Annotated in this window: 17 protein-coding genes and 1 pseudogene; 16 read left to right on the top strand and 2 right to left on the bottom strand. The window is 39.0% G+C overall.

Going from position 1 to position 16,479, the window contains the following annotated elements; all coding sequences use genetic code 11:
* Positions 1-18: 18 nt before the first annotated feature.
* Both sufB and ACESNQ_RS02105 read left to right on the top strand, forming a co-directional pair.
* Complete coding sequence (gene sufB, locus ACESNQ_RS02110; protein WP_000797046.1) at positions 19-1,431, top strand: Fe-S cluster assembly protein SufB; 1,413 nt, start codon at positions 19-21, stop codon at positions 1,429-1,431.
* A gap of 124 nt (positions 1,432-1,555) precedes the next feature.
* Positions 1,556-1,777 (top strand): annotated as a pseudogene (locus ACESNQ_RS02105) (amino acid permease); the annotation flags it as partial.
* Positions 1,778-1,898: 121 nt separating this feature from the next.
* On the opposite strand, the gene pbp3 reads toward ACESNQ_RS02105, so the two are convergent.
* Positions 1,899-3,140, bottom strand: coding sequence for a D-alanyl-D-alanine carboxypeptidase PBP3 (gene pbp3 / locus ACESNQ_RS02100; RefSeq protein ID WP_373074633.1), 1,242 nt, complete (start codon positions 3,138-3,140; stop codon positions 1,899-1,901).
* Between the two features lie 105 nt (positions 3,141-3,245).
* Here pbp3 and ACESNQ_RS02095 point away from each other — a divergent pair, with 105 nt between their 5' ends.
* The 12 genes from ACESNQ_RS02095 to ACESNQ_RS02040 all read left to right on the top strand — a co-directional run bounded on the left by ACESNQ_RS02095 (position 3,246) and on the right by ACESNQ_RS02040 (position 13,831).
* Entirely contained in the window at positions 3,246-4,346 is a 1,101-nt protein-coding gene (locus ACESNQ_RS02095) for an AI-2E family transporter (RefSeq protein ID WP_006153242.1), read from the top strand.
* A 199-nt stretch (positions 4,347-4,545) separates the two neighbouring features.
* On the top strand, positions 4,546-5,742 hold the full coding sequence (tuf, locus tag ACESNQ_RS02090; protein WP_004253262.1) for an elongation factor Tu: 1,197 nt from the start codon (positions 4,546-4,548) through the stop codon (positions 5,740-5,742).
* Positions 5,743-6,012: 270 nt separating this feature from the next.
* Positions 6,013-6,651 (top strand): dTMP kinase, encoded by a 639-nt coding sequence (tmk, locus tag ACESNQ_RS02085; protein ID WP_373074631.1) that lies wholly within the window; start codon positions 6,013-6,015, stop codon positions 6,649-6,651.
* On the top strand, positions 6,648-7,532 hold the full coding sequence (locus ACESNQ_RS02080) for a DNA polymerase III subunit delta' (RefSeq protein ID WP_373074629.1): 885 nt from the start codon (positions 6,648-6,650) through the stop codon (positions 7,530-7,532). Before tmk ends, ACESNQ_RS02080 begins: the two co-directional genes overlap by 4 nt.
* Before the next feature lie 35 nt (positions 7,533-7,567).
* Complete coding sequence (gene yabA, locus ACESNQ_RS02075) at positions 7,568-7,885, top strand: DNA replication initiation control protein YabA (RefSeq protein WP_004253267.1); 318 nt, start codon at positions 7,568-7,570, stop codon at positions 7,883-7,885.
* 2 nt (positions 7,886-7,887) lie between these two features.
* Positions 7,888-8,766 (top strand): 16S rRNA (cytidine(1402)-2'-O)-methyltransferase, encoded by an 879-nt coding sequence (gene rsmI / locus ACESNQ_RS02070; RefSeq protein WP_373074627.1) that lies wholly within the window; start codon positions 7,888-7,890, stop codon positions 8,764-8,766.
* Between the two features lie 133 nt (positions 8,767-8,899).
* The gene (gene trmFO / locus ACESNQ_RS02065) at positions 8,900-10,234 is read left to right on the top strand and encodes a methylenetetrahydrofolate--tRNA-(uracil(54)-C(5))-methyltransferase (FADH(2)-oxidizing) TrmFO (RefSeq protein WP_373074625.1); all 1,335 of its coding nucleotides are present in this window, start codon (positions 8,900-8,902) and stop codon (positions 10,232-10,234) included.
* 83 nt (positions 10,235-10,317) lie between these two features.
* Entirely contained in the window at positions 10,318-11,055 is a 738-nt protein-coding gene (pyrH, locus tag ACESNQ_RS02060) for a UMP kinase (protein WP_004253279.1), read from the top strand.
* Between the two features lie 8 nt (positions 11,056-11,063).
* Positions 11,064-11,621, top strand: coding sequence for a ribosome recycling factor (frr, locus tag ACESNQ_RS02055; protein ID WP_373074623.1), 558 nt, complete (start codon positions 11,064-11,066; stop codon positions 11,619-11,621).
* A 60-nt stretch (positions 11,622-11,681) separates the two neighbouring features.
* The gene (gene cvfB / locus ACESNQ_RS02050) at positions 11,682-12,536 is read left to right on the top strand and encodes an RNA-binding virulence regulatory protein CvfB (protein ID WP_373074621.1); all 855 of its coding nucleotides are present in this window, start codon (positions 11,682-11,684) and stop codon (positions 12,534-12,536) included.
* An 8-nt stretch (positions 12,537-12,544) separates the two neighbouring features.
* Positions 12,545-12,760: a YozE family protein gene (locus ACESNQ_RS02045; protein WP_001232087.1), complete on the top strand. Its 216-nt coding sequence runs from the start codon at positions 12,545-12,547 to the stop codon at positions 12,758-12,760.
* Positions 12,761-12,844: 84 nt separating this feature from the next.
* Positions 12,845-13,831 carry a PhoH family protein gene (locus ACESNQ_RS02040; RefSeq protein WP_036752940.1) on the top strand — a complete coding sequence of 329 codons (987 nt, stop codon included), beginning with the start codon at positions 12,845-12,847 and terminating at the stop codon, positions 13,829-13,831.
* A gap of 47 nt (positions 13,832-13,878) precedes the next feature.
* Here ACESNQ_RS02040 and ald read toward each other — a convergent pair whose 3' ends face one another.
* Positions 13,879-14,991: an alanine dehydrogenase gene (gene ald / locus ACESNQ_RS02035; protein ID WP_373074618.1), complete on the bottom strand. Its 1,113-nt coding sequence runs from the start codon at positions 14,989-14,991 to the stop codon at positions 13,879-13,881.
* A gap of 179 nt (positions 14,992-15,170) precedes the next feature.
* Between ald and ACESNQ_RS02030 the strand changes: the two genes are divergently transcribed.
* Positions 15,171-15,785, top strand: coding sequence for a hypothetical protein (locus ACESNQ_RS02030; RefSeq protein WP_373074616.1), 615 nt, complete (start codon positions 15,171-15,173; stop codon positions 15,783-15,785).
* 86 nt (positions 15,786-15,871) lie between these two features.
* On the top strand, positions 15,872-16,441 hold the full coding sequence (locus ACESNQ_RS02025; RefSeq protein WP_373074614.1) for a GNAT family N-acetyltransferase: 570 nt from the start codon (positions 15,872-15,874) through the stop codon (positions 16,439-16,441).
* Positions 16,442-16,479: the final 38 nt, after the last annotated feature.

Raw genomic sequence — 16,479 nt, 5'->3', positions numbered from 1 at the left:
AATGAAAGAAAGGATATTATGGCTGAAGAAAGAGTAGAACCAAAACCAATTGATCTTGGTGAATATAAATTTGGTTTCCATGACGATGTAGAGCCTGTCCTATCGACAGGAAAAGGATTGAATGAAGATGTCATTCGTGAACTATCAGCTGCTAAGGGAGAACCTGAGTGGATGTTGGAATTCCGTTTGAAATCTTATGAAACCTTCAAAAAAATGCCCATGCAAACTTGGGGAGCAGACTTGTCAGAGATTGACTTTGATGACTTGATCTACTACCAAAAACCTTCTGATAAACCAGCCCGTTCTTGGGATGATGTACCTGAAAAGATTAAAGAAACCTTTGAACGGATTGGGATTCCTGAAGCTGAGCGTGCTTATCTAGCTGGAGCTTCTGCCCAGTATGAGTCCGAAGTAGTTTACCATAACATGAAGGAAGAATTTGAGAAGTTAGGAATTATCTTTACAGATACAGATTCTGCCCTCAAGGAATACCCAGACTTGTTTAAACAATACTTCGCTAAGTTAGTACCGCCGACAGATAACAAGTTGGCCGCCCTCAACTCAGCAGTATGGTCTGGTGGAACCTTTATCTATGTACCAAAAGGTGTCAAGGTAGATATTCCGCTTCAAACTTATTTCCGTATCAATAACGAAAATACTGGACAGTTTGAACGTACCTTAATCATCGTTGATGAGGGAGCAAGTGTTCACTACGTAGAAGGATGTACAGCGCCAACTTATTCAAGCAACAGCTTGCACGCTGCTATTGTAGAAATCTTTGCTTTGGACGGAGCTTATATGCGTTATACGACTATTCAAAATTGGTCAGATAACGTTTATAACCTAGTAACAAAACGTGCCAAAGCGTTGAAAGATGCGACAGTTGAGTGGATTGATGGAAACTTGGGTGCCAAAACGACTATGAAATATCCATCTGTTTACCTAGATGGAGAAGGAGCGCGTGGTACCATGCTTTCGATTGCCTTTGCCAATGCAGGGCAACACCAAGATACTGGTGCCAAAATGATCCACAACGCTCCACATACGAGCTCGTCTATTGTCTCTAAATCCATCGCTAAAGGTGGAGGTAAGGTAGACTACCGTGGACAAGTAACCTTTAATAAAAACTCTAAGAAATCTGTTTCTCACATCGAGTGTGACACCATTATCATGGATGACTTGTCAGCATCAGATACCATTCCATTTAATGAAATCCACAACTCGCAAGTTGCACTGGAGCACGAAGCCAAGGTATCTAAGATTTCTGAAGAGCAACTCTATTACCTCATGAGCCGTGGTCTGTCAGAATCTGAAGCAACTGAGATGATTGTCATGGGATTTGTAGAGCCCTTCACCAAAGAACTTCCAATGGAATACGCAGTTGAGCTCAACCGCTTGATTAGCTACGAAATGGAAGGATCAGTTGGATAATCATTATAAAAAAAACTGAGCAAATATTACATTTGTTCAGTTTTTTTAGATACAATTTTATAAATATTCACAAAATACATTATCTGTGGTAAAATAAAACAATTATTGTTAGTGGAGATGAAGAATGAATATTTTTAGAATAAAAGACTTCAGTCTAAGTAAAACAGAAATGCATCGTCATTTGAAATTATGGGATTTAATTCTTTAAGGAATTGGGGCCATGGTGGGAACTGGTGTTTTTACCATTACAGGAACAGCTGCAGCAACACTAGCAGGACCTGCTCTTGTGGTATCTATCGTGATTTCTGCGATCTGTGTGTCCTTTATGCTTCAATACACTCTTGAAACTTGGATAGCATTTGTATTAGCCTTAGTAGTAGGAGTTATTACTTACTTTACTTATGGCTATAAAAACTCTACACTATCAAAAAATTAATAAAGAAAAAATCGCGATTTCTCGCGATTTTTTATAATTTTTCATTTACAAATCGAACGAAACGATTCCACCATACTTTTAAGAAGAAGGCTTTCTCTACATTTTTATCAGCAACCATTTCAAAGGTCGGTTTGTCAGTAGTGATATAACCTTGACCGACTATGTCTTTGTCATCGTAAGTCAGATGTCCAATGACTGTACCTGCTTCTAGAGGAGCAACATGCTCAGTAGCATCAGGTGTGTATGTAACACTTGATTCCGCTCGACTACCAAGACGTTGAACGATTTTTATATCTTCTTTAGCGACTGCTGTAACCGTATCTTGCTTCCCGTCATAAACTGGAGATTTACTATCTTGGTAGCTTTCCCCCTGCTTAACGATTGTTTGGAGAGCAAAATTAGATGAGATATAGTCCAGAAGAGCTGAAGTTGCTGTGAAACGAGCGTAAGGATTGGTATCTTGGTTGTCAGCGTTGAGGACAACTGTAATAATACGCATTCCTTTTTCTACAGTTGTTCCAACAAAGGATGCTCCTGCCTTATCAGTAGTTCCAGTTTTTAGGCCGTCAATTCCCCCACGGTAGGCAGGCATACCATCTAACATTGAGTTTGTAGAATGAATAGTCATTCCTGCAAAAGTGGAAGAAGGTTTCTTTGTGATTTCTAAGACCTGAGGATACTTGAGGATGAGGTTGCGAGCAACGACAGCAACATCATAAGCGCTCAATTTATTTTCATCATCTTTCTTAGAACCAGGATAGATATTATTCCCAAGAGTTTCATTGTTAAGACCAGTTGTATTGACGAGGGTAGCATCTTGAATCCCCCATTCCAGTAGTTTGGCCTTCATCATATCAACGAAGTCTTTTTCAGAGCCAGCAATTTTTTCAGCTAGGGCAATGGCTGCACTGTTAGCACTGGATACCAGAGTAGCTTCTAGCAATTCTTCAACAGTGTAGTTACGAGCTTCCATGGGAACGTTACTTGCTTCGGAGTTGGTTGTAAGCTGGTAGGGGTAATCTGAAATTTCCACTGGGGTAGAAAGGGTGATTTTGCCTTGCTCTAGAGCTTCATATACTAGGTAAACAGTAAGTAGTTTACTGATAGAGGCAATTTCAACCGGTTGGGTCGCATCTTTTTCATATAAAATCTTACCACTGTTAGCCTCAACAGCGATGGCGTGTTTTGCAGCGACATCAAAATCTTGAGCAAAAACAGTAGTAGCAGAACCAAATGAAATAAGCGTGATAAATGTTAAAAATAATTTCTTCATAGTAACTTTATTCTATCATAAAGACAAAAAATATTCTTGTTTTTATAATGTAGGTTATCAATCTTTTTGGAAATATGGTAAAATAGGAAAAAGAGGAGGTGGCTTATGTTTCGGAGAAATAAATTATTCTTCTGGACCACTGAGATATTATTAATAACCCTTATTTTCTACTTATGGCGAGAAATGGGTGCTATTATTACACCGTTTGTAAGTGTCGTAAATACAATCATGATTCCCTTTTTACTAGGTGGATTTCTATACTACTTAACAAATCCAATCGTCATCTTTTTGGAGAAGGAATGTAAAATTAATCGAATCATTGGTATTTTGTTAACACTTTGTGTTCTCTTTGGAACCATAGTGATAGCTGTCGTCTATCTCTTGCCGATTTTAATCAATCAGTTGAGTAGCTTGATTAATTCTAGCCAAGATATCTATTCTCGAATCCAAGATTTAGTGATAGAATTATCGAAATATCCTACTTTCCAAGAGCTAGATATTCAACAAACAATCCAACAATTAAATCTTTCTTATGTCGATATTTTACAAAATATCTTAAATAGTGTGACAAATAGTGTGGGGAGTGTCCTTTCAGCTTTGGTAAGCACTGTTTTAATTATCATTATGACACCGGTTTTCTTGATTTATTTCCTTTTAGATGGTCATAAATTCTTACCGATGCTAGAAAGAACTATTTTAAAGCGAGACAAACTTAATATATCTGGTTTAATAACAAACTTGAATGAGACTATTTCCCGTTACATAAGTGGAGTATCAATCGATGCATTTATTATCGGGTGTTTGGCTTTTATCGGTTATAGTGTGATTGGCTTAAAATATGCTTTAGTTTTTGCTATTTTCTCAGGTTTAGCAAATTTGATTCCTTATGTTGGACCGAGTATTGGACTAATTCCGATGATTATTTCAAATCTGTTTACGGATCCTCAAAAGATGATTATAGCAGTTATCTATATGCTGATTATCCAACAAGTAGACGGGAATATCCTATACCCTCGTATTGTTGGTGGAGTCATGAAAGTTCATCCGATTACAATTCTCGTGCTATTATTGTTGTCAAGTAATATCTATGGTGTCGTAGGTATGATCGTTGCCGTTCCTACCTACTCAATTCTCAAAGAAATTTCCAAATTCCTAGTCCGACTTTATGAAAAACATAAAGAAGTACAAGAAGTGGGAGAAAAATAAAGATTTTAAAAAGAAACGGATTCATCTGTTTCTTTTTTTATCAATAAATCGACAACTTATAGTAAGAATAAGAATAATTAATAAAAACTTTGTAAAACACTTGCAATTTAGCTAAAATTTGATAAAATAGTAAGGAAAGTTAGACTGTATTGCCTACTGTCTATCTATAAAATATATTTTATTGGAGGCTTTTACTCAAATGGCAAAAGAAAAATACGATCGTAGTAAACCACACGTTAACATTGGTACTATCGGACACGTTGACCACGGTAAAACTACCCTAACTGCAGCTATCACAACTGTTTTGGCACGTCGCTTGCCTTCAGCAGTTAACCAACCTAAAGACTATGCGTCTATCGATGCTGCTCCAGAAGAACGCGAACGCGGTATCACTATCAACACTGCGCACGTTGAGTACGAAACTGAAAAACGTCACTATGCTCACATCGACGCTCCAGGACACGCGGACTACGTTAAAAACATGATCACTGGTGCCGCTCAAATGGACGGAGCTATCCTTGTAGTAGCTTCAACTGACGGACCAATGCCACAAACTCGTGAGCACATCCTTCTTTCACGTCAGGTTGGTGTTAAACACCTTATCGTCTTCATGAACAAGATCGACTTGGTTGACGATGAAGAATTGCTTGAATTGGTTGAAATGGAAATCCGTGACCTTCTTTCAGAATACGACTTCCCAGGTGACGATCTTCCAGTTATCCAAGGTTCAGCTCTTAAAGCTCTTGAAGGTGACTCTAAATACGAAGACATCATCATGGAATTGATGAACACTGTTGATGAGTACATTCCAGAACCAGAACGTGATACTGACAAACCATTGCTTCTTCCAGTCGAGGACGTATTCTCAATCACTGGACGTGGTACAGTTGCTTCAGGACGTATCGACCGTGGTACTGTTCGTGTCAACGACGAAATCGAAATCGTTGGTATCAAAGAAGAAACTTCAAAAGCAGTTGTTACTGGTGTTGAAATGTTCCGTAAACAACTTGACGAAGGTCTTGCAGGAGATAACGTAGGTGTCCTTCTTCGTGGTGTTCAACGTGACGAAATCGAACGTGGACAAGTTATCGCTAAACCAGGTTCAATCAACCCACACACTAAATTCAAAGGTGAAGTTTACATCCTTACTAAAGAAGAAGGTGGACGTCACACTCCATTCTTCAACAACTACCGCCCACAATTCTACTTCCGTACTACTGACGTTACAGGTTCAATCGAACTTCCAGCAGGTACTGAAATGGTAATGCCAGGTGATAACGTGACAATCGACGTTGAGTTGATCCACCCAATCGCCGTAGAACAAGGTACTACATTCTCTATCCGTGAGGGTGGACGTACTGTTGGTTCAGGTATGGTTACAGAAATCGAAGCTTAATTCGATTTAGTTCCCAGAAGAACAATTATTTAAGTCAGACATTAAAAGAATCTTGCTATGCAAGATTCTTTTTTTCTAGTTATACAAAGAGAAAATAAGACAGTATGGTAGTTGATTACGAATATAGAAACTTAATTAAATAATTACCTTATTTATTAACGAATGTATATCCGAGTTTTTCAGAATAAATTTTTATTAGGTTAAAAAGCTTTTCACAAATGCCTGTTTTTTTGATAGAATAGAAGGAAGAAAAAAAGAAATGAGTTCGTCATGTCAAAAGGATTTTTAGTCTCTTTAGAGGGGCCAGAGGGAGCTGGTAAAACGAGTGTGCTTGAAGCTATCCTTCCTTTGTTAGAAGAAAAGAATATTGAGTTTTTAACAACACGTGAGCCAGGTGGTGTTTTGATTGGTGAGAAGATTCGAGAAGTCATTTTAGATCCTAGTCATACTCAGATGGATCCAAAGACAGAGTTGCTTCTCTATATTGCAAGTCGTAGACAGCACCTAGTAGAGAAGGTCTTGCCAGCACTTGCAGCTGGAAAATTGGTCATCATGGATCGTTTTATTGATAGTTCAGTTGCTTATCAAGGCTTTGGTCGTGGTTTGAATATTGAAGCTATTGACTGGCTCAATCAATTTGCGACAGATGGACTCAAGCCAGATTTGACACTTTATTTTGATATTGAAGTGGAGAAGGGGCTTGAAAGAATCGCGGCAAACAGCGATCGCGAAGTCAACCGTTTGGACTTGGAAGGTTTAGACCTACACAGAAAAGTTCGTAAAGGCTATCTTTCCCTTCTTGAGAAAGAAGGTGAGCGTATTGTAAAAATCGATGCGAGTTTACCACTAAATCAAGTGGTTGAAAATACTAAACAAGTTTTATTTGACAGAATGGGGCTGACAGAATGAATCAAGAGCAATTAAAAGCTTGTCAACCCCAGCAATTTGACCGTTTTGTTCACATCTTAGAACAAAGACAGCTGAATCATGCCTATCTCTTTTCAGGGTATTTCGGAAGCATGGAGATGGCCTTATTTCTGTCTAAGAGTTTGTTCTGTACAGAAAAACAGGGTGTCTTACCTTGCGAGTCTTGCCGAAATTGTAAGTTGATTGATCAGGAAGAATTTCCTGATGTCACCATTATTCGTCCGATGAATCAAATCATTAAAACGGAACGAATCCGAGAATTAGTTGGCCAATTTTCTCAATCAGGAATCGAAAATCAACGTCAGGTTTTTATTATTGAACAAGCAGAAAAAATGCATGCCAATGCCACCAATTCATTACTAAAGGTCATTGAAGAACCGCAAAGTGAAACCTATATTTTCTTTTTAACCAATGATCAAGAGCAGATGTTACCAACTATTCGAAGTCGGACACAGATTTTTCAATTTAAGAAACAAGTCGAAAGCCTTAGGAATCAACTTGAACAAGCAGGATTGGTCAAAAATAAAGCAAGGCTTTTAGCTGAGTTTAGTCAATCGCAAGCAGAAGCCGAAAAACTGACAAATCAAACAAGTTTTTGGACTCTACTTGAAGAAAGTGAACGATTCTATTCTTGGTTAGATGCTGGGAAAAAGGAATCTTATTTACAGGTTGCAAAATTAGCTAGTTTAGCAGATGACAAAGAAAAACAAGACCAAGTCTTTAGAATTTTAGAAGTTTTAGCAGGCCAAGAGATTCAAAAAAATGTAGCACGTACAATATTGCAAAAACTTCTCGAAGCCAGAAAAATGTGGAAAGCAAATGTGTCTTTCCAGAATTCTTTGGAATACCTAGTTTTACAATAAAATGAACATGAAAACAGAAAAAGAAAGGGCTGTTCATGAACAAGAAAGAATTATTTGATGCCTTAGATGATTTTTCTCAACAGTTGTTGGCAACCTTGGCAGATGTCGAAGCCATCAAAAAAAATCTCAAGAGTGTTGTAGAAGAGAATACAGCTCTTCGTTTAGAGAACGATAAACTGAGAGAGCGCTTGAGTGAGGAAGAAGAAACAGCTCCAACTAAGACCAAGCATGTTAGAGAAAACGTGAGCCGAATCTATGACGACGGTTTTCATGTGTGTCGCGATTTTTACGGCCAACGTCGTGAACAAGATGCAGAATGTATGTTTTGTGATGAATTGTTGTTTAGGGAGTAAGCATGCAGATTCAAAAAAGTTTTAAAGGTCAGTCACCTTATGGTAAGTTATATCTTGTCGCAACTCCAATTGGGAATCTAGAGGATATGACTTTTCGTGCTATTCAGACTTTGGAAGAAGTGGACTGGATTGCTGCCGAGGATACTCGTAATACTGGTCTATTGCTGAAGCATTTCGATATTTCAACCAAACAAATCAGTTTTCATGAGCATAATGCCAAGGAAAAGATTCCAGATTTGATTGGTTTCTTGAAAACAGGACAAAGTATTGCTCAAGTTTCTGATGCGGGTTTACCAAGTATTTCAGACCCCGGTCATGATTTAGTCAAGGCTGCAATTGAAGAAGATATAGCAGTTGTCACAGTTCCAGGTGCTAGCGCAGGAATTTCTGCCTTGATTGCCAGTGGTTTAGCTCCACAACCCCATATTTTTTATGGATTCTTACCTCGAAAATCGGGACAACAAAAGCAATTTTTCGAATCAAAAAAAGATTATCCTGAGACCCAGATTTTCTATGAATCTCCACATCGTGTGGCTGATACTCTAGAAAATATGCTAGAGGTCTACGCTGATCGTTCAGTTGTCTTAGTTCGAGAATTGACTAAGATTTATGAAGAATACCAACGGGGGAAAATCACTGAGTTGCTTGAAAGTATCTCTGAAACTCCACTTAAGGGGGAGTGTCTTCTGATTGTAGAAGGTGCTAGTCAACAAGTAGAAGATAAGGATGAAGAGGATTTATTCTCAGAAATACAAGAGCGCATCCAACAAGGTGTTAAGAAAAATCAAGCCATTAAGGAAGTCGCTAAAATTTATCAGTGGAACAAAAGCCAGCTCTATGCATCTTATCATGAATGGGAAGAGAATCAATCGGATGACTAAACAGGGAAGTTTGCCTTCTTCCCTTTTTTTGTTATACTAGTAAAAGAAAAATTAGAAAGATTTGTGGGTGTTAAACAGTCCAGTATCTTGTTTTTATTTGGACCTAGGTTCCACCCAAAGAGGTATTAGTGTCATGTCTCAATCTTATATCAATGTTATCGGTGCTGGTTTAGCAGGTTCGGAAGCAGCCTACCAAATCGCTGAGCGTGGTATTCCAGTTAAACTCTATGAAATGCGTGGTGTCAAATCAACACCTCAGCATAAAACAGATAATTTTGCAGAATTAGTGTGTTCCAACTCATTACGAGGGGATGCTCTTACAAATGCTGTCGGCCTCCTCAAGGAAGAAATGCGTCGTCTTGGTTCTGTGATTTTAGAATCAGCAGAAGCAACCCGTGTTCCTGCTGGTGGAGCGCTTGCGGTTGACCGTGACGGTTTTTCTCAAATGGTTACTGAAAAAATTGCCAATCACCCTTTAATTGAAGTGGTTCGTGATGAAATTACAGAATTGCCGACAGATGTTATTACGGTTGTCGCTACTGGTCCCTTGACTAGCGATGCCCTGGCTGAGAAAATTCATGCCCTTAATGACGGCGATGGCTTTTATTTCTACGATGCGGCAGCGCCTATTATCGACGTCAACACCATCGATATGAGCAAGGTCTATCTCAAGTCTCGTTATGACAAGGGAGAAGCTGCCTACCTCAATGCTCCGATGACCAAGCAAGAATTTATGGATTTCCATGAAGCTTTGGTCAATGCAGAAGAAGCACCCCTTAATTCTTTTGAAAAAGAGAAGTACTTTGAAGGTTGTATGCCAATTGAAGTTATGGCTAAACGTGGTATCAAAACCATGCTCTATGGCCCTATGAAACCAGTTGGTCTAGAATATCCAGAAGACTATAAAGGGCCTCGTGATGGCGACTTTAAAACACCGTATGCAGTTGTTCAGCTTCGTCAGGACAATGCGGCTGGAAGTCTCTATAACATCGTTGGTTTCCAAACTCACCTCAAATGGGGAGAGCAGAAGCGTGTTTTCCAAATGATTCCAGGACTAGAAAATGCTGAGTTTGTCCGTTATGGTGTCATGCATCGTAATTCCTATATGGATTCGCCAAATCTTCTTGAGCAAACATACCGTTCTAAGAAACAGCCAAATCTCTTCTTTGCTGGTCAGATGACAGGTGTGGAAGGGTATGTTGAGTCGGCTGCTTCAGGATTAGTTGCGGGGATAAACGCTGCTCGTCTTTTCAAGGGAGAAAGTGAGGCTATTTTCCCAGAGACTACAGCTATCGGTAGTTTAGCTCATTATATCACTCATGCTGATAGCAAGCATTTCCAACCCATGAATGTCAACTTCGGGATTATCAAGGAGTTAGAAGGTGAGCGTATTCGTGATAAAAAGGCTCGTTATGAGAAAATTGCAGAACGTGCCTTGTCTGATTTAGAGAAATTTATATCTGTCTAATTTTTTTGAAAGAATTGCTCATGATACTATAAAAATCCTTGAAATTGTGATAAAATAGGTAGGATGAAAAAAGGAGAGAGAAAATGGTAGAACCTAAGTATAAACGTATCTTAATCAAGCTATCTGGTGAAGCCCTTGCTGGCGAACGTGGTGTCGGTATTGATATCAAAACCGTCCAAAGTATGGCCCAAGAAATCAAGGAAGTTCACGAGCTAGGAATTGAAATCGCCTTGGTTATCGGTGGTGGGAACCTTTGGCGTGGAGAACCTGCAGCAGAAGCTGGTATGGATCGTGTTCAAGCGGATTATACTGGAATGCTTGGGACAGTCATGAATGCTCTTGTGATGGCAGATTCGTTGCAACAAGCTGGTGTTGATACTCGTGTACAAACAGCTATTGCCATGCAACAAGTAGCAGAGCCTTATATTCGTGGACGTGCCCTTCGCCACCTTGAAAAAGGGCGTATCGTTATCTTTGGCGCGGGAATTGGTTCACCTTACTTCTCTACAGATACAACAGCGGCTCTTCGTGCAGCCGAGATTGAAGCGGACGCTATTTTGATGGCTAAGAATGGTGTAGATGGTGTCTACAATGCGGATCCTAAGAAAGATAAAACGGCTGTTAAATTTGAAGAATTGACTCACCGTGATGTTATTAATAAAGGTCTCCGTATCATGGATTCAACAGCTTCAACTCTATCAATGGATAATGACATTGACTTGGTTGTCTTTAATATGAACCAACCTGGCAATATCAAACGTGTTGTATTTGGTGAAAATATCGGAACAACAGTTTCAAACAATATCGAAGAAAAGGAATAAGAAAAATTATGGCTAACACAATTGTAGAAAAAGCTAAAGAGAGAATGACTCAATCTCACCACTCACTTGCTCGTGAATTTGGTGGTATCCGTGCAGGTCGTGCTAACGCTAGCTTGCTTGACCGTATTACTGTTGAATACTATGGTGTCGAAACACCTCTTAACCAAATCGCTTCTATCACAATTCCTGAAGCGCGTGTCTTGTTGGTAACACCATTTGATAAATCTTCATTGAAGGATATCGAGCGTGCTTTGAACGCTTCAGATCTTGGTATTACACCAGCTAACGATGGTTCTGTTATTCGCTTGGTAATTCCAGCTCTTACAGAAGAAACTCGTCGCGACCTCGCTAAAGAAGTGAAAAAAGTTGGTGAAAATGCTAAAGTAGCGATCCGTAATATTCGTCGTGACGCTATGGATGAAGCTAAAAAACAAGAAAAAGCTAAAGAAATCACTGAAGATGAATTGAAGACTCTTGAAAAAGATATTCAAAAAGCGACAGACAATGCTGTTAAACACATCGACGACATGACTGCCAATAAAGAAAAAGAAATCTTGGAAGTCTAAGAAATAAACAGAAAAACTCAGTTGGCATTGCTGGCTGAGTTTTATTCGAAAGAAGGAAACATGAATACAAATCTTGCAAGTTTTATCGTTGGACTTATCATCGATGAAAATGACCGTTTTTACTTTGTTCAAAAGGATGGTCAAACATACGCTCTTGCTAAGGAAGAAGGTCAGCATACAGTTGGTGATACTGTTAAAGGTTTCGCCTACATAGACATGAAGCAAAAACTTCGCTTGACAACTCAAGAAGTAACTGCAACTCAGGATCAATTTGGTTGGGGAACGGTAACAGAGGTTCGTAAGGATTTGGGTGTTTTTGTTGATACAGGGCTTCCTGACAAGGAAATCGTAGTGTCACTGGATATCCTACCTGAACTGAAAGAACTTTGGCCCAAGAAGGGCGATAAACTCTATATTCGTCTAGAAGTAGACAAGAAAGACCGTATCTGGGGAGTTTTGGCTTATCAGGAAGACTTCCAACGTTTGGCGCGTCCAGCATACAACAACATGCAAAATCAGAACTGGCCTGCAATCGTTTATCGTCTTAAGTTATCAGGAACTTTTGTCTATCTACCAGAAAACAACATGCTTGGATTTATCCATCCAAGTGAGCGCTATGCAGAGCCACGTTTGGGGCAAGTGTTAGATGTGCGTGTCATTGGTTTCCGTGAAGTTGACCGAACTCTTAATCTATCACTAAAACCTCGCTCTTTTGAGATGTTAGAAAATGATGCACAAATGATTCTGACTTACTTGGAAAGTAATGGTGGATTTATGACCTTAAATGACAAATCATCACCAGATGACATCAAGGCTACCTTTGGTATTTCTAAAGGTCAATTTAAAAAAGCGCTTGGTGGTTTAATGAAAGCTGGAAAGATTAAACAAGACCAGTTTGGTACTGAGTTAATTTAGGGAGGCTTATGCGAAAATCATTTTATACTTGGCTTATGACAGAGCGTAATCCTAAAAGTAATAGTCCCAAAGCAATTTTAGCGGATCTTGCCTTTGAGGAGTCAGCCTTCCCAAAACATACGGATGATTTCGATCAGGTGAGTCGATTTTTAGAAGAACATGCTAGTTTTTCCTTTAATATGGGAGACTTCGATCGTATCTGGCAAGAATATTTAGAACATTAAAGATACCATAGGTGTTAGGGATAGCAATTTCTAATTGCCTTTGCTATAATAAAAAGAAATTAAAGAGTTAGAGAGGTTCTTTATTTGAAGGAACATTCAATAGACATTCAGTTAAGTCATCCAGATGATCTGTTTCATCTTTTTGGTTCCAATGAACGCCATCTTCGCTTGATGGAGGATGAGTTAGATGTTATCATCCATGCTCGTACAGAGATTGTACAAGTCTTGGGAGAGGAGTCTTCTTGTGAAGAAGCACGACAAGTAATTCAAGCCTTGATGGTCTTGGTCAATCGTGGCATGACAGTAGGAACTCCGGATGTGGTGACAGCCATCAATATGGTTAGAAACAATGAAATCGATAAGTTTGTTGCCCTCTATGAAGAAGAAATCATCAAAGATAATACTGGTAAACCAATCCGCGTTAAAACTTTGGGGCAGAAGCTTTATGTAGATAGTGTTAAGAACCATGATGTTACCTTCGGGATTGGGCCAGCGGGGACAGGAAAAACTTTCCTCGCAGTGACCTTGGCTGTTACAGCTCTCAAACGTGGCCAAGTCAAGCGTATTATCCTGACTCGTCCAGCAGTAGAAGCTGGAGAAAGCCTAGGATTTCTACCTGGTGATTTGAAAGAAAAAGTAGACCCTTATCTTCGACCAGTCTATGATGCTTTGTACCAAATTCTTGGGAAGGACCAAACAACTCGTCTCATGGAGCGAGAAATTATTGAAATTGCGCCTTTGGCCTATATGCGTGGACGTACCTTGGATGATGCCTTTGTCATTTTGGATGAAGCCCAAAATACAACTATCATGCAGATGAAGATGTTCTTGACACGTCTTGGATTCAATTCTAAAATGATTGTCAATGGGGATATTAGCCAGATTGACCTGCCGCGTAATGTTAAATCAGGTTTGATTGATGCCCAGGAAAAACTTAAGAACATTCATCAGATTGATTTCGTTCATTTTTCAGCCAAGGATGTGGTCCGCCATCCAGTCGTTGCTCAGATTATCAGAGCCTATGAACCTCGACCTGTCAAAGCTGAAGAAAATCAAGAAGAAACAGAATAAAGAAAAAGAGCAGTTGAAAAACTGCTCTTAATTTTTTGAATTTCTTATTAGACAAGTTCACTGATAGGTGTGAAGTCACGTTCTAAACCTTCAGCAACTGGTTGGCTGGTGAGTTGACCTTGATAAGTTGTTACACCTTCAAGCAAGCCTGCGTCTTCAAGGATTGCTTTCTTAAATCCTTTTCCTGCCAAGGCTTCGATATATGGAAGAGTCACATTTGTAAGGGCGATAGTAGAAGTACGAGCAACTGCTCCAGGAATGTTAGCAACTGCATAGTGGAGAACACCGTGTTTTTCATAGACAGGCTCATCATGGGTTGTCACACGGTCAGCTGTTGCAATAACACCACCTTGGTCTACAGCAACGTCTACGATGACAGAACCAGGACGCATTTGTTGAACCATGTCATCTGTCACTAATTTTGGAGCTTTGGCACCAGGAATCAATACTGCACCGATAACAACGTCTGCTTCACGCACACTTGCTTCGATATTAAATGGGTTAGACATGAGTGTTTGGATTTGGTGACCAAAGACATCTTCAAGTTCAGAGAGACGTTTAGCGCTGATATCAAGAATAGTTACTTGAGCTCCTAAACCAAGAGCGATACGTGCTGCGTGTGTACCAACGACACCACCACCGATAATGGTTACTTTTCCTTTTGGTACACCTGGGACACCACCTAAAAGAACTCCAGAACCACCAGCTTGTTTCGTCAAGAAGTGAGCTCCGATTTGGACAGCCATACGACCTGCAACCTCACTCATTGGAACCAATAGAGGAAGTTGACCTTCAGTATTGCGTACAGTTTCATAAGCAACACCAGTTGTTTTCGCTGCAAGCATAGCATCCGCTAATTCTGGGGCTGCTGCCATGTGCAAGTAGGTGAAGAGAAGTAAATCGTCACGCAAGAACTGGTACTCATTAGCAAGGGGTTCCTTGACTTTAACAACTAACTCTGCAGCCCAGGCTTCAGCAGCAGTTGCGACAATCTCAGCTCCTTGCTTTTCATAGTCAGCATCAGCAAAACCAGATCCAAGTCCAGCATTTGTTTCAATGAGGACACGGTGACCACGACCAACAAGACTCTGTACACCAGCAGGTGTCAAAGCAACACGATTTTCATTATTTTTAATTTCCTTTGGAATTCCAATTAACATAGGATAACTCACTTTCTATTAAGTTGTTTCAATTTATGTATCACATCATTCGTCAGAGTTTTTGTGATGACTTTATTGTATATAAAACCGTTTTAAAAGGCAAGGAAAATTATTGATTTGTATTGTATTTTTTGTTAAGCTTTTAGAAAATAAATTTAATTTAGTGAGGGACAAGCTACGTGATTATTTATGAAGATGCCAATATAGATTCTTCTCTTATTCACTTTACATCTGAATTTAATGTCTATGTGAGACGTTGGGAGATTATTGGTGACTATAGAAGAAGGGAGGAGTATTTACAGTATTTGATTTCGCAACTATATGATTATTCAACTAAAAATAAATTCAATCTATATTTAGTATTAGGAGATGATCGCTTTAATGATAATACTAGAATAATCCAATATTATAAACTTTGGAAATTGCTAAAAAAGCAAGACCTAGAAGTTAGGAATGCAAATTATTCTGATGAGATTATGATTAAGAAGAATAATAAAGTGAAATTTTTTGGTGGAATTCAAGTATTAGGTAGAGAGTCTGTTTCAGACATTGTTTCAATCTTGCTAGCAAAACAAACGGCTCATTTATTATTGTTGCCAGAGGAACTTAAAGTTACAATTTTTTTACAGTCAGGTTTTTCAAAGATAATAGCTGAAAATAGTGAGTATATTGAGAATGTGGTTGGTAGTGGTGGAATAGTTTTATTTCGTGAAGGTTATTTTGATGATAGGAACACAGGTTTTATAGGTTTTGGTGGATTGTCCTTAATTACTAAAGATTTATTTGGAAAATAGGTAACTATAATTGGATGTTTATGAATGAAACTAAGAGAGTAACATTTATGTTATTCTTCTAGCAACCTATTTTAGGAGGTACAATCATGGAATCACTATTTATCAAACTAGCGAAGCATATCGTTATCGAAACAGAGCGCTTAGTACTTAGACCTGTAACACTTGATGATGCAGAAGCCATGTTTGAGTATGCTTCAGATAAAGAAACTACGCGCTACACTTTTCCAACCAATCAAAGTTTAGAGGAAACAAAGAATAATATTGCCCAGTTTTATTTAGCCAATCCATTGGGTCGATGGGGAATTGAACTAAAAAGTACTGGAGAGTTTATCGGAACCATTGACCTGCACAAGTTGGATACTGTTCTTAAGAAGGCAACCATTGGTTATATTATCAATCAAAAATATTGGAATCAAGGTTTGACAACTGAAGCCAATCGAGCTGTAATTGAACTGGCTTTTGAAAAGATAGGAATGAATAAGTTAGATGCCTTTCATGATAAGGATAATCCCGCATCAGGAAAGGTCATGGAGAAATCAGGAATGCGTTTCTCTCACGAAGAACCATATGCTAGAATGGATAAAAGTGAACCTGGAAGATTCGTAACAGATGTCCATTATGTCTTGACCAAGGAAGATTATTTTGCAAATAAGTAAGCAGTTGAAAAGATTTTTCAGCTGTTTTTTCTTTCTCT

The sequence above is a fragment of the Streptococcus infantis genome (assembly GCF_964243025.1).
Taxonomy (GTDB): domain Bacteria; phylum Bacillota; class Bacilli; order Lactobacillales; family Streptococcaceae; genus Streptococcus; species Streptococcus infantis_N.
Note: the sequence above shows the minus strand (reverse complement) of the source record. Positions and strands in the feature narration are given on the sequence as shown.

Bases quoted from the DNA above. Each gene is read 5' to 3' on its own strand.
- sufB (WP_000797046.1), top strand. From the start codon at position 19: ATGGCTGAAGAAAGAGTAGAACCAAAACCAATTGATCTTGGTGAATAT.
- pbp3 (WP_373074633.1), bottom strand. From the start codon at position 3,140: ATGAAGAAATTATTTTTAACATTTATCACGCTTATTTCATTTGGTTCT.
- ACESNQ_RS02095 (WP_006153242.1), top strand. From the start codon at position 3,246: ATGTTTCGGAGAAATAAATTATTCTTCTGGACCACTGAGATATTATTA.
- tuf (WP_004253262.1), top strand. From the start codon at position 4,546: ATGGCAAAAGAAAAATACGATCGTAGTAAACCACACGTTAACATTGGT.
- tmk (WP_373074631.1), top strand. From the start codon at position 6,013: ATGTCAAAAGGATTTTTAGTCTCTTTAGAGGGGCCAGAGGGAGCTGGT.
- ACESNQ_RS02080 (WP_373074629.1), top strand. From the start codon at position 6,648: ATGAATCAAGAGCAATTAAAAGCTTGTCAACCCCAGCAATTTGACCGT.
- yabA (WP_004253267.1), top strand. From the start codon at position 7,568: ATGAACAAGAAAGAATTATTTGATGCCTTAGATGATTTTTCTCAACAG.
- rsmI (WP_373074627.1), top strand. From the start codon at position 7,888: ATGCAGATTCAAAAAAGTTTTAAAGGTCAGTCACCTTATGGTAAGTTA.
- trmFO (WP_373074625.1), top strand. From the start codon at position 8,900: ATGTCTCAATCTTATATCAATGTTATCGGTGCTGGTTTAGCAGGTTCG.
- pyrH (WP_004253279.1), top strand. From the start codon at position 10,318: ATGGTAGAACCTAAGTATAAACGTATCTTAATCAAGCTATCTGGTGAA.
- frr (WP_373074623.1), top strand. From the start codon at position 11,064: ATGGCTAACACAATTGTAGAAAAAGCTAAAGAGAGAATGACTCAATCT.
- cvfB (WP_373074621.1), top strand. From the start codon at position 11,682: ATGAATACAAATCTTGCAAGTTTTATCGTTGGACTTATCATCGATGAA.
- ACESNQ_RS02045 (WP_001232087.1), top strand. From the start codon at position 12,545: ATGCGAAAATCATTTTATACTTGGCTTATGACAGAGCGTAATCCTAAA.
- ald (WP_373074618.1), bottom strand. From the start codon at position 14,991: ATGTTAATTGGAATTCCAAAGGAAATTAAAAATAATGAAAATCGTGTT.
- ACESNQ_RS02025 (WP_373074614.1), top strand. From the start codon at position 15,872: ATGGAATCACTATTTATCAAACTAGCGAAGCATATCGTTATCGAAACA.